The sequence below is a fragment of the Salmonella enterica subsp. enterica serovar Typhimurium str. LT2 genome (assembly GCF_000006945.2).
Lineage (GTDB): Bacteria > Pseudomonadota > Gammaproteobacteria > Enterobacterales > Enterobacteriaceae > Salmonella > Salmonella enterica.
The window spans coordinates 864,218-876,150 of sequence record NC_003197.2; the positions used below are offsets into that span (position 1 = coordinate 864,218).

13 protein-coding genes and 14 other annotated features are annotated in these 11,933 nt (G+C 49.9%); of the genes, 12 read left to right on the forward strand and 1 reads right to left on the reverse strand.

What is annotated here, in order from left to right; translation table 11 throughout:
• The first annotated feature begins 125 nt into the window (after nucleotides 1–125).
• Nucleotides 126–144 (forward strand) — a protein binding site (putative binding site for LexA, RegulonDB: STMS1H000245).
• Nucleotides 131–139: a -35 signal (putative -35_signal for uvrB; RegulonDB:STMLTH004706), on the forward strand. Its footprint overlaps the feature before it by 9 nt.
• The 3 genes from uvrB (at nucleotide 131) to slrP (ending at nucleotide 5,027) form a co-directional block, all read left to right on the forward strand.
• Nucleotides 131–2,240 (forward strand): UvrB with UvrAC is a DNA excision repair enzyme gene (gene uvrB, locus STM0798; RefSeq protein ID NP_459776.1). Within the gene, nucleotides 219–2,240 belong to an annotated coding region; the region does not span the whole gene. Its footprint overlaps the feature before it by 9 nt.
• Nucleotides 155–163, forward strand: a -10 signal (putative -10_signal for uvrB; RegulonDB:STMLTH004706). It overlaps the preceding gene by 9 nt.
• Nucleotides 206–211 (forward strand) — a ribosome-binding site (putative RBS for uvrB; RegulonDB:STMS1H001099).
• A 308-nt stretch (nucleotides 2,241–2,548) precedes the next feature.
• Complete coding sequence (locus STM0799) at nucleotides 2,549–2,722, forward strand: putative cytoplasmic protein (RefSeq protein NP_447236.1); 174 nt, start codon at nucleotides 2,549–2,551, stop codon at nucleotides 2,720–2,722.
• Nucleotides 2,723–2,728: a ribosome-binding site (putative RBS for slrP; RegulonDB:STMS1H001100), on the forward strand.
• Nucleotides 2,723–5,027, forward strand: a protein-coding gene (slrP, locus tag STM0800; protein ID NP_459778.1) for a leucine-rich repeat protein. Within the gene, nucleotides 2,730–5,027 belong to an annotated coding region; the region does not span the whole gene. It overlaps the preceding feature by 6 nt.
• 91 nt (nucleotides 5,028–5,118) lie before the next feature.
• Here slrP and ybhK read toward each other — a convergent pair.
• Nucleotides 5,119–6,038 (reverse strand): putative cytoplasmic protein gene (ybhK, locus tag STM0801; RefSeq protein ID NP_459779.1). Within the gene, nucleotides 5,119–6,027 belong to an annotated coding region; the region does not span the whole gene.
• Nucleotides 6,033–6,038 (reverse strand) — a ribosome-binding site (putative RBS for ybhK; RegulonDB:STMS1H001101). It overlaps the preceding gene by 6 nt.
• A gap of 376 nt (nucleotides 6,039–6,414) precedes the next feature.
• Nucleotides 6,415–6,420: a ribosome-binding site (putative RBS for moaA; RegulonDB:STMS1H001102), on the forward strand.
• On the opposite strand from ybhK, the gene moaA reads away from it, so the two are divergent.
• From moaA to STM0810, 9 genes are all read left to right on the forward strand, one after another.
• The gene (gene moaA / locus STM0802) for a molybdopterin biosynthesis, protein A (RefSeq protein ID NP_459780.1) occupies nucleotides 6,415–7,413 on the forward strand. Within the gene, nucleotides 6,424–7,413 belong to an annotated coding region; the region does not span the whole gene. Its footprint overlaps the feature before it by 6 nt.
• A gap of 8 nt (nucleotides 7,414–7,421) precedes the next feature.
• Nucleotides 7,422–7,427, forward strand: a ribosome-binding site (putative RBS for moaB; RegulonDB:STMS1H001103).
• Nucleotides 7,422–7,947 (forward strand): molybdopterin biosynthesis, protein B gene (gene moaB, locus STM0803; RefSeq protein ID NP_459781.1). Within the gene, nucleotides 7,435–7,947 belong to an annotated coding region; the region does not span the whole gene. It overlaps the preceding feature by 6 nt.
• Nucleotides 7,939–7,944, forward strand: a ribosome-binding site (putative RBS for moaC; RegulonDB:STMS1H001104). It overlaps the preceding gene by 6 nt.
• Nucleotides 7,939–8,435, forward strand: a protein-coding gene (gene moaC, locus STM0804) for a molybdopterin biosynthesis, protein C (protein ID NP_459782.1). Within the gene, nucleotides 7,950–8,435 belong to an annotated coding region; the region does not span the whole gene. The genes moaB and moaC overlap by 9 nt, the downstream gene beginning before the upstream one ends.
• Nucleotides 8,415–8,420 (forward strand) — a ribosome-binding site (putative RBS for moaD; RegulonDB:STMS1H001105). (Overlaps the previous gene by 6 nt.)
• Nucleotides 8,415–8,673 (forward strand): molybdopterin biosynthesis protein gene (gene moaD, locus STM0805; RefSeq protein ID NP_459783.3). Within the gene, nucleotides 8,422–8,673 belong to an annotated coding region; the region does not span the whole gene. Before moaC ends, moaD begins: the two co-directional genes overlap by 21 nt.
• Nucleotides 8,662–8,667, forward strand: a ribosome-binding site (putative RBS for moaE; RegulonDB:STMS1H001106). It overlaps the preceding gene by 6 nt.
• The gene (gene moaE / locus STM0806) for a molybdopterin converting factor, subunit 2 (RefSeq protein NP_459784.1) occupies nucleotides 8,662–9,127 on the forward strand. Within the gene, nucleotides 8,675–9,127 belong to an annotated coding region; the region does not span the whole gene. The genes moaD and moaE overlap by 12 nt, the downstream gene beginning before the upstream one ends.
• Nucleotides 9,128–9,162: 35 nt before the next feature.
• Nucleotides 9,163–9,168, forward strand: a ribosome-binding site (putative RBS for ybhL; RegulonDB:STMS1H001107).
• Nucleotides 9,163–9,879 (forward strand): putative permease gene (gene ybhL, locus STM0807; protein ID NP_459785.1). Within the gene, nucleotides 9,175–9,879 belong to an annotated coding region; the region does not span the whole gene. Its footprint overlaps the feature before it by 6 nt.
• A gap of 146 nt (nucleotides 9,880–10,025) precedes the next feature.
• Nucleotides 10,026–10,733, forward strand: coding sequence for a putative integral membrane protein (gene ybhM / locus STM0808; protein NP_459786.1), 708 nt, complete (start codon nucleotides 10,026–10,028; stop codon nucleotides 10,731–10,733).
• Between the two features lie 17 nt (nucleotides 10,734–10,750).
• Nucleotides 10,751–10,756 (forward strand) — a ribosome-binding site (putative RBS for STM0809; RegulonDB:STMS1H001108).
• Nucleotides 10,751–11,365, forward strand: a protein-coding gene (locus STM0809) for a putative inner membrane protein (RefSeq protein ID NP_459787.1). Within the gene, nucleotides 10,757–11,365 belong to an annotated coding region; the region does not span the whole gene. Its footprint overlaps the feature before it by 6 nt.
• Nucleotides 11,366–11,371, forward strand: a ribosome-binding site (putative RBS for STM0810; RegulonDB:STMS1H001109).
• The gene (locus STM0810; protein ID NP_459788.1) for a putative inner membrane protein occupies nucleotides 11,366–11,933 on the forward strand. Within the gene, nucleotides 11,373–11,933 belong to an annotated coding region; the region does not span the whole gene. It overlaps the preceding feature by 6 nt.

Consider the following 11,933-nt stretch of genomic DNA (forward strand, 5'->3'; position numbering starts at 1 on the left):
AATGTTAAAAAAGACTCTGGTCTGGGGATAACCAGCACACTGCTGGAATTTTACCCCGCGACTGTCTATGTTTTACCTCTAAATAGCGTGGGGTATCTGCCGATAGCCATTATACACTGGAGTGTTACTGTTTTTTCATCCAGTATTTTTTATTGGCAATATTCACCGTCGAGAGTAAAATTACACCCCTGCCCGCTCACTCCTTCAGGTAGCCGCTCATGAGTAAACCGTTCAAACTGAATTCCGCTTTTAAACCTTCTGGCGATCAGCCGGACGCTATACGTCGTCTGGAAGAGGGGCTGGAGGACGGGCTGGCGCATCAGACGTTATTGGGCGTGACCGGCTCCGGGAAGACATTCACCATTGCCAACGTCATTGCGGACTTGCAGCGGCCAACGATGGTGCTTGCGCCCAATAAAACCCTGGCGGCGCAGCTCTACGGCGAAATGAAAGAGTTTTTCCCGGAAAACGCGGTCGAGTATTTCGTCTCCTACTATGACTACTATCAGCCGGAAGCGTATGTGCCAAGCTCGGATACGTTTATCGAAAAAGACGCTTCGGTAAACGAACATATTGAGCAAATGCGGTTGTCGGCAACGAAAGCGTTGCTTGAGCGACGCGATGTCGTGGTGGTGGCTTCCGTGTCCGCGATTTACGGTCTGGGCGATCCGGATCTCTACCTGAAAATGATGCTGCATCTGACGGTGGGAATGCTGATTGACCAGCGCGCGATTTTGCGTCGGCTGGCGGAATTGCAATACACCCGTAACGATCAAGCTTTTCAGCGTGGTACCTTTCGCGTGCGCGGCGAAGTGATCGACATCTTCCCGGCTGAATCTGACGACATCGCGCTACGCGTTGAGCTGTTTGATGAAGAAGTGGAACGCCTGTCGCTGTTCGACCCGTTAACCGGGCAGGTAGAGTCAACGGTGCCACGTTATACTATCTATCCCAAAACGCACTACGTAACGCCGCGCGAGCGTATTCTGCAGGCGATGGAAGAGATAAAAGATGAGCTGGCGGACAGGCGTAAGGTCTTGCTGGCGAATAATAAGCTGCTCGAAGAGCAGCGATTAAGCCAGCGCACGCAGTTCGATTTAGAGATGATGAACGAGCTGGGCTACTGCTCAGGCATTGAAAACTATTCCCGCTTTCTGTCGGGCCGCGGGCCGGGCGAACCGCCGCCAACCTTGTTCGATTATCTGCCCGCCGACGGACTGCTGGTGGTTGATGAGTCTCATGTCACCATCCCGCAGATAGGTGGCATGTACCGCGGCGACCGGGCGCGCAAAGAGACGCTGGTCGAGTATGGCTTCCGTCTGCCTTCGGCGCTGGATAACCGTCCGCTGAAGTTTGAGGAGTTTGAAGCCTTAGCGCCGCAAACTATCTATGTTTCCGCCACGCCCGGCAACTATGAGCTGGAAAAATCTGGTGATGAGGTGGTGGATCAGGTCGTGCGACCGACCGGGCTGCTGGACCCGATTATTGAAGTGCGTCCGGTGGCGACCCAGGTGGACGATCTGCTGTCCGAAATTCGTCAGCGTGCGGCCATTAATGAGCGTGTCCTTGTCACTACGCTTACCAAACGGATGGCGGAAGATTTGACCGAATATCTGGAAGAGCACGGCGAGCGCGTGCGTTACCTGCACTCAGATATTGATACCGTGGAGCGCATGGAAATCATCCGCGATTTGCGTCTGGGCGAGTTTGACGTTCTGGTGGGGATTAACCTGCTGCGCGAAGGGCTGGATATGCCGGAAGTCTCGCTGGTGGCGATTCTGGACGCCGATAAAGAGGGCTTCCTGCGCTCCGAGCGCTCCCTGATTCAGACCATAGGGCGCGCGGCGCGTAACGTTAACGGTAAAGCGATTCTGTATGGCGATAAAATCACGCCGTCGATGGCGAAGGCGATTGGCGAAACCGAGCGACGTCGCGAGAAGCAGCAGAAGTACAACGAAGAGCACGGTATCACTCCGCAGGGGCTGAACAAAAAAGTGGTCGACATCCTGGCGCTGGGGCAGAACATTGCGAAAACCAAAGCGAAGGGGAAAGGCAAGGGCCGTTCTACGGCAAAAGCCGGAATTGTCGAACTGGATATGACGCCGAAAGCGTTGCAGCAGAAAATTCATGAACTGGAAGGGCAAATGATGCAGCACGCGCAAAATCTGGAGTTTGAAGAAGCCGCGCAAATTCGCGACCAGTTGCACCAGTTACGCGAGTTGTTTATCGCGGCGTCCTGACAATGTGTCGATCGCCAGCGAGTCATCGTTACCATGGCTCGCTTTTGAGAATTTCAGTGCAATAGTAAGGGCTAAGTCAGTCAGGAATGAAAAACAGTGACAGGCTTTGACTAACGGGATTGTCGAAAAACTCAAAACATCAATGGGGTAGCTAGTTTAATCACAACTGAAGAAAATTAGCGTTGAGGCTGAACCCAACGCTAATTTTCCCTCTCTCCTCGGCTATGAAAAAAAACGCCCCGTATTATCGGTATAGCTATCCTTATGATCGTCATTTTAATCTTATATGAGTTCGTTGAAAGCGTGTCATGGCAACAGATTACATCATTCTACTTAAAAAAGAGGTGATGGAAGCGCGAGCATCTATAAGTCAAGCGCTGCAAATACTGAATGATTTGTCCGAAATAATGACGACTGTGACCTCTTATTTAAAGTTGAGAATATCCTTATCTGTTACTTTAGGTTACGTTCAGATCAGGTAGGGAAAATATGTTTAATATTACTAATATACAATCTACGGCAAGGCATCAAAGTATTAGCAATGAGGCCTCAACAGAGGTGCCTTTAAAAGAAGAGATATGGAATAAAATAAGTGCCTTTTTCTCTTCAGAACATCAGGTTGAAGCACAAAACTGCATCGCTTATCTTTGTCATCCACCTGAAACCGCCTCGCCAGAAGAGATCAAAAGCAAGTTTGAATGTTTAAGGATGTTAGCTTTCCCGGCGTATGCGGATAATATTCAGTATAGTAGAGGAGGGGCAGACCAATACTGTATTTTGAGTGAAAATAGTCAGGAAATTCTGTCTATAGTTTTTAATACAGAGGGCTATACCGTTGAGGGAGGGGGAAAGTCAGTCACCTATACCCGTGTGACAGAAAGCGAGCAGGCGAGTAGCGCTTCCGGCTCCAAAGATGCTGTGAATTATGAGTTAATCTGGTCTGAGTGGGTAAAAGAGGCGCCAGCGAAAGAGGCAGCAAATCGTGAAGAAGCCGTACAACGGATGCGTGACTGCCTGAAAAATAATAAGACGGAACTTCGTCTGAAAATATTAGGACTTACCACTATACCTGCCTATATTCCTGAGCAGATAACTACTCTGATACTCGATAACAATGAACTGAAAAGTTTGCCGGAAAATTTACAGGGAAATATAAAGACCCTGTATGCCAACAGTAATCAGCTAACCAGTATCCCTGCCACGTTACCGGATACCATACAGGAAATGGAGCTGAGCATTAACCGTATTACTGAATTGCCGGAACGTTTGCCTTCAGCGCTTCAATCGCTGGATCTTTTCCATAATAAAATTAGTTGCTTACCTGAAAATCTACCTGAGGAACTTCGGTACCTGAGCGTTTATGATAACAGCATAAGGACACTGCCAGCACATCTTCCGTCAGGGATTACCCATTTGAATGTGCAGAGTAATTCGTTAACCGCTTTGCCTGAAACATTGCCGCCGGGCCTGAAGACTCTGGAGGCCGGCGAAAATGCCTTAACCAGTCTGCCCGCATCGTTACCACCAGAATTACAGGTCCTGGATGTAAGTAAAAATCAGATTACGGTTCTGCCTGAAACACTTCCTCCCACGATAACAACGCTGGATGTTTCCCGTAACGCATTGACTAATCTACCGGAAAACCTCCCGGCGGCATTACAAATAATGCAGGCCTCTCGCAATAACCTGGTCCGTCTCCCGGAGTCGTTACCCCATTTTCGTGGTGAAGGACCTCAACCTACAAGAATAATCGTAGAATATAATCCTTTTTCAGAACGAACAATACAGAATATGCAGCGGCTAATGTCCTCTGTAGATTATCAGGGACCCCGGGTATTGTTTGCCATGGGCGACTTTTCAATTGTTCGGGTAACTCGACCACTGCATCAAGCTGTCCAGGGGTGGCTAACCAGTCTCGAGGAGGAAGACGTCAACCAATGGCGGGCGTTTGAGGCAGAGGCAAACGCGGCGGCTTTCAGCGGATTCCTGGACTATCTTGGTGATACGCAGAATACCCGACACCCGGATTTTAAGGAACAAGTCTCCGCCTGGCTAATGCGCCTGGCTGAAGATAGCGCACTAAGAGAAACCGTATTTATTATAGCGATGAATGCAACGATAAGCTGTGAAGATCGGGTCACACTGGCATACCACCAAATGCAGGAAGCGACGTTGGTTCATGATGCTGAAAGAGGCGCCTTTGATAGCCACTTAGCGGAACTGATTATGGCGGGGCGTGAAATCTTTCGGCTGGAGCAAATAGAATCGCTCGCCAGAGAAAAGGTAAAACGGCTGTTTTTTATTGACGAAGTCGAAGTATTTCTGGGGTTTCAGAATCAGTTACGAGAGTCGCTGTCGCTGACAACAATGACCCGGGATATGCGATTTTATAACGTTTCGGGTATCACTGAGTCTGACCTGGACGAGGCGGAAATAAGGATAAAAATGGCTGAAAATAGGGATTTTCACAAATGGTTTGCGCTGTGGGGGCCGTGGCATAAAGTGCTGGAGCGCATAGCGCCAGAAGAGTGGCGTGAAATGATGGCTAAAAGGGATGAGTGTATTGAAACGGATGAGTATCAGAGCCGGGTCAATGCTGAACTGGAAGATTTAAGAATAGCAGACGACTCTGACGCAGAGCGTACTACTGAGGTACAGATGGATGCAGAGCGTGCTATTGGGATAAAAATAATGGAAGAGATCAATCAGACCCTCTTTACTGAGATCATGGAGAATATATTGCTGAAAAAAGAGGTGAGCTCGCTCATGAGCGCCTACTGGCGATAGCTGAACGCAGTTTATCAGAAGAGGGAGAGAGCCTGTTTACCCTTCGGTGTAAACAGGCTTCTGATAAGCGCAGCGTCGTCGGTAAACGGGCTTAACCCAACGCCTGTAGCGCTTTTTCCAGCGCATTATGTAATAACTGACGATCGTGGCGATAGGGGATATCGCTGGCCTCCAGCACTTCCTGAATCACCAGCCGATCGTTCACCGCACTGACGTCAACTCGCGGCCCAACCACTACTGCGTCAATGACTTTTTTGCCAATATATTGCTCCATCATCGCCAGCTTATCGACCAGCGTTAAACTGGCGGCGGGCAGACTCAGTTCGCGACCCAGATTGCCGATATACACCATTGGCGCTGGGGTGCGCCGCAGCGCCTGCGCCAGTTCATCCAGCAGCAGGCAAGGCATCAGGCTGGTATAAAAACTGCCAGGGCCAATCAGAATCAGATCCGCGTCATTAATGGCCTGTACCGCTTCCCGCGTCGCCGGAACGTTTGGCGTTAACATGATCTCCTGCGGCGGCGTCGCTAACTGATCGATATTCACCTCGCCATAAATCTCATGCCCCTGATCGTCAATCGCCATCAGATCTACCGGTAGCTCCGACATCGGGATCAGCTGCGCGTCCACTTTAAGCAGATTACGAATTAAATTAATCGCTTCCAGAGGCCGCACGCTCAGGTGATCTAACGCCTTTAACATCAAATTTCCGAGGTTATGACCAGAAAGTTCGCCATTACCGCCAAAACGATACTCAAACATAGCGGACGCGACGCTAGGTTCGGTAATTAACTGATTCAGACAGTTGCGCATATCGCCCCAGGCGATCCCGCCTTCCGAGCGGCGAATACGGCCAGTTGACCCCCCGTTATCTGTGGTAGTCACAATGCCGGTCAGGCGCGAACCTAATGAAGAAAGCGAGGAGAGGACGCGTCCTAATCCATGCCCTCCGCCGAGGGCAACGACACGATCAAGGTCAGCCAGCGTACGATTGCGCATAAAAATTCCTGAAGTCAAATAAGCAGCGCTACAGTAGCGCAAGTCGCGGGTTTTCAGCAATTAGCCGACCGGCTAAAAGACAATTAATTATTCCCGACTACCCCTTTATAGCGAGGGCGTTACCACGGCTAAATGATATATATCAATGTAAAAGTGTGATTTTCACGTATTCTGTCGCTAAATAGCACGATCATATCGCTATGTATATGTTTATATAGCGAAAGCGTGATGGCGAAATTGTCATTTACACGCTAGTATCGGCGTAACCACAGTAAACACTCTAGCCTCTGCACCTGGGTCATTTTTGATACGGTGCTTTGGCCGTGACAACGTTTAACGTTTGCCACCAGGGCGCAGGAAGAAATGACTCCGCCTCCCGTATTTGGAAAGGTGTACATGGCTTCACAACTTACCGATGCTTTCGCGCGTAAGTTTTACTACTTGCGTTTGTCGATTACCGATGTGTGTAACTTTCGTTGCACCTACTGTCTGCCGGATGGCTACAAACCTGGCGGCGTCACTAACAACGGTTTCCTTACCGTCGATGAAATTCGTCGCGTTACGCGCGCTTTTGCCAGTCTTGGCACGGAGAAGGTGCGTCTTACCGGCGGCGAGCCTTCATTACGCCGCGATTTTACCGACATCATTGCCGCCGTGGGTGAAAATGATGCTATTCGCCAGATCGCGGTGACCACTAACGGTTATCGACTGGCGCGCGATGCCGCGAACTGGCGCGAAGCGGGGCTGACGGGCGTCAATGTTAGCGTGGATAGTCTGGATGCGCGTCAGTTCCATGCGATTACCGGTCAGGACAAATTCCGCCAGGTGATGGCGGGCATCGATGCCGCCTTTGACGCCGGTTTCGAAAAGGTGAAAGTCAACACCGTGCTGATGCGCGACGTGAATCACCATCAGTTGGATACCTTCCTTGCCTGGATTCAGCCTCGCCCCATTCAGCTACGCTTCATTGAACTTATGGAGACGGGCGAGGGGAGCGATCTCTTCCGCAAACATCATATTTCGGGTCAGGTATTACGCGACGAGCTGATTAAGCGCGGTTGGATCCACCAGCTCCGCCAGCGCAGCGATGGCCCGGCGCAGGTTTTTTGTCATCCCGATTACGCCGGTGAGATCGGCCTCATTATGCCGTATGAAAAAGATTTCTGCGCCACCTGTAACCGCCTGCGTGTTTCGTCCGTCGGTAAGCTGCATTTATGTCTGTTTGGCGACGGCGGCGTGAGTTTACGCGACCTGTTACAGGATGACGCGCAGCAATACGCGCTTGAGGAACGTATTTCCGACGCGTTGCGGGAGAAAAAGCAGACCCACTTTCTTCACCAGAGCAATACTGGTATTACGCAAAATTTATCTTACATTGGCGGTTAATCCTTAATAAGGAGATTTCAGATGAGTCAGGTCAGCGCTGAATTTATCCCGACCCGCATCGCTATTCTTACTGTTTCCAGCCGACGCGGCGAAGAAGACGACACCTCCGGTCATTATCTGCGTGATTCGGCGCAGGAGGCCGGGCATGAAGTGGTGGCGAAAGCCATCGTTAAAGAGAACCGTTACGCGATTCGCGCCCAGGTTTCCGCCTGGATCGCCAGTGATGAGGTGCAGGTCGTATTGATAACTGGTGGGACCGGTTTGACCGAAGGCGATCAGGCGCCGGAAGCGCTGTTGCCGCTGTTCGATCGTGAAGTGGAAGGATTTGGCGAAGTGTTTCGCATGCTCTCGTTTGAAGAGATCGGCACCGCAACTCTGCAGTCGCGCGCGGTAGCTGGCGTGGCGAATAACACCTTGATTTTCGCCATGCCGGGCTCCACAAAAGCGTGCAGAACCGCATGGGAGAATATCATTGCGCCGCAGCTGGATGCCCGTACACGCCCATGTAATTTTCACCCTCATTTAAAGAAATAACGATGTCGCAATTAACCCATATAAACGCCGCAGGCGAAGCGCACATGGTGGACGTTTCCGCGAAAGCGGAAACCGTTCGTGAAGCGCGTGCGGAAGCATTCGTTACCATGCGTAGTGAAACGCTGGCGATGATTGTTGATGGCAAACACCACAAGGGCGATGTTTTCGCCACCGCCCGAATTGCCGGTATTCAGGCCGCCAAACGCACCTGGGAGCTGATCCCGCTGTGCCACCCGCTACTGCTAAGTAAAGTGGAGATTCAGCTTCAGGCCGAGCCGGAGCATAACCGCGTGCGTATTGAGTCTCTGTGCCGTCTGACCGGTAAAACCGGCGTCGAAATGGAAGCGTTAACCGCGGCGTCCGTCGCGGCGTTAACCATCTACGACATGTGCAAAGCGGTACAAAAAGATATGGTAATTGGTCCGGTGCGCCTGCTGGCGAAAAGCGGCGGCAAATCGGGGGATTTTAAGGTGGATGCGCATGATTAAAGTGCTTTTCTTCGCCCAGGTTCGCGAGCTTACAGGAACTGACGCGCTGGATCTTCCAGCAGATTTTTCCACCGTTGAGTCGCTGCGACAGCATCTGGCGACAAAGAGCGATCGTTGGGCGCTGGCGCTGGAAGATGGCAAGCTGTTGGCGGCGGTCAACCAGACGCTGGTAAGTTTTGACCATCCGCTGACGGCGGGCGATGAAGTGGCGTTTTTCCCGCCAGTCACGGGGGGCTAACATGCACGAAACGCGAATTGTAGTCGGCCCTGCGCCGTTTAGCGTCGGGGAGGAATATTCCTGGCTGGCGGCGCGCGACGAAGACGGCGCGGTCGTCACCTTTACCGGAAAAGTGCGCAATCATAACCTGGGCGATAGCGTTAAGGCGCTGACGCTGGAGCATTATCCCGGCATGACTGAGAAAGCTCTGGCGGAGATCGTCGCAAAGGCGCGTTCCCGCTGGCCGCTGGGGCGGGTCACGGTGATTCATCGCGTTGGCGAATTATGGCCGGGCGATGAGATTGTGTTTGTCGGCGTCACCAGCGCGCACCGCAGTAGCGCGTTCGACGCCGGTCAGTTCATTATGGATTATCTGAAAACCCGTGCGCCGTTCTGGAAGCGTGAAGCCACGCCGGAAGGCGATCGCTGGGTCGAAGCGCGCGACAGCGACCAGCAGTTGGCGAAACGTTGGTAGCAGAATGTGATACGCTTTAGGGTATCATTTCCACACAGGAGTTCATCATGGACAGATTTCCACGATCTGATTCAATAGTGCAGGCGCGGTCCGGCCTGCAGACCTATATGGCGCAAGTGTATGGCTGGATGACGGTCGGACTGTTACTGACCGCGTTTATCGCGTGGTATGCGGCTAATACGCCAGCCGTCATGATGTTTGTCTTTTCCAGTAAGATCACTTTCTTTGGCTTAATTATTGCCCAGCTTGCGCTGGTGTTTGTTCTGTCGGGACTGGTGCATAAACTTAGCGCCGGAATGGCGACGACGCTGTTTATGCTCTATTCGGCGCTAACCGGATTGACGTTATCCAGTATTTTTATCGTTTACACCTACTCCTCTATCGCCAGCACGTTTGTGGTGACGGGGGGAATGTTTGGCGCCATGAGCCTGTACGGGTACACCACTAAACGCGATCTTAGCGGTTTCGGCAATATGCTGTTTATGGCGCTTATTGGTATCGTTCTGGCGTCGCTGGTCAATTTCTGGCTGAAGAGTGAAGCGCTGATGTGGGCGGTAACCTATATCGGGGTGGTGGTGTTTGTCGGTCTGACCGCCTATGACACGCAGAAACTGAAAAATATCGGCGAGCAAATAGATACCCGAGATAGCGCTAATCTGCGTAAATATTCGATTCTCGGCGCGTTAACGCTGTACCTGGACTTTATCAACCTGTTCCTGATGTTACTGCGTATTTTTGGTAATCGCCGCTAATTATAGCGATCTCTTAAAATCCTGGCCCTGCGCCAGGATTTTTTTTAGGACTATATTTAGGGCGAAACAGCATAAATATCTTAGAAATGTTTTCCTACGCTTGCCATTCTTATCACCGTGATCATGTGAAGAGTGATAAATGACAAGTGGGACCTCTGGCTGCAATACGTATACGACAAATAGCATTTATTCCCTCGACAATGTTATCCCTTACCTATTGGTATACTGCGTTGGGACTATGGTGTACCGCCGGCATTATATGGTTAACGTTGTATAGTCATTTTTTAATAACCCACGTTCAACCTGTTGTTGTTTTGTGGATATCAGCACTTTTGCTTGGCCTGGGGTATGGGGCCATTACCTGTCTTTCCCGCTTTGGCACTGTTGTCGCAACGTTGATATATATTGCCATCATTACGCTTACCGGCGTGTCATTAGCTTACCTTTTCTCAGGTGGCGCGACCATTTTCGTGATTGTTGGAATCATGTTTAGTCTTAATGCCTTATTTATTTTCTACCTGAATATCAGTTCTGGTCTATTCAGGCCGTTAATTTTTATGGCGGTAAGCGGGATCATCGCTGCGATAGTTGTCAATAGCCTGGTGGCCAGTAGCACTCTGGTCTGGATAGTCAGTGTGCTGACGGTATTGGTATGGACATTGATTACAGCACTAGAAAAATCGACACTTCATGGTTATGCCCGCATGTTATACCACAGCGAGTTTTCATCGCTGCCTCGTTGCGCTTTATTTGGCGCGCTGACGCTTTACCTTGGCATTATTAATGCTGTGGTTACGCTGTGTCGTTATATCATTTTGATGATTCTGGAAATACTATTATCTTTCAGGCCGTAGGCGTTGCAGGTTTTTTATTCAGGTTGGTGATGATGGGTATAATGAGTAAATTATGTGGCAAACAATTTTGGTTAGCGTTTTGTGAAGCTAAAGACGTCACTCGCGCCATTAAAAATGGCGGCGAGGATTTTAATAAGAAATGCCCACCAGCGCTGATTTCTCATTTCATTACCGGATTGTCATGGGAACATTCATTACCCAATCCTGCGCCTGTTTGCGCGTTTAGTTTTATGCTTCTTGTGGGAGGTGTGTGCAGTGCGCATTTTGTTTTTGATAAGTTTATCCTGTATTGGCCACTAAATATAATTATTTATTTTGGCAGTGCTATAGGTATTATGCTATGTGTTATGGCCGAGGTATGGCTTATTGCCAAAGGCTTTATTCTGGGGTTGCGCCTCTGCGTTTTACTGTTTTTGTTAAATATTATGCTCTGCGGTACTGGATTATTTGACGTGTTGTGCCATCAAAATAGCGAACTAAAGAGTGATCTTGTTATCGCGATTATTATGGTTGTGCTTTGCCGCTGGGTGATGAATGGCGAAACGTTTACGATGATGATTCGTTTCTGCCTGGGGCGTCGATTAGTGCGAGTTGCATTACAAAAATATCTCACCTCACAGACAAGGAAATGATAAGCCCATGAACCTGATGACGTGGCTAACAGGAAAAACACTGGCGGAGCTGGTGAAAAAAGGGCAGTTGATCCCGCCAGAAATTAAGTTACCTGTGTATCCGGCCAGCCACTACAAAAAAAACTGGTATGAACAAGGTATTCCTCACGGAGGCGTTATTGGGCTTACGGCGATCATGATGACCATGACATGGATCGTCAGTATAAACATGGTTATTGCGCAGTTTGAGCTGCACAATAAAAAGCATCTGGAGCTGGTCTTCTTCCTGGCCGTGGGCTATATCGCTTTTCTTACCCCGTCAAATCAGCTCCTGCTTAAAGGAAGAATGAGCGGGGTTATTATTTACCGCTATGCGCTATTACTGGTCATTATTTCCGTTACGTTGGCAACGTTCTGTACCCTGTCATCAGTATTCATGGGCGAGTTTCACGAAGTGCTCCTGCTGCTGTTTAGCTGGTCATTGCTGCTTTTTTCCCGCTTACAGATGAATACGTCTTTTTTCTCAGCATATGTTTATTTTTACCGGATAAAACGCGTTGTGCTGGAAAGCGAAAACGCGTCTGCTTAA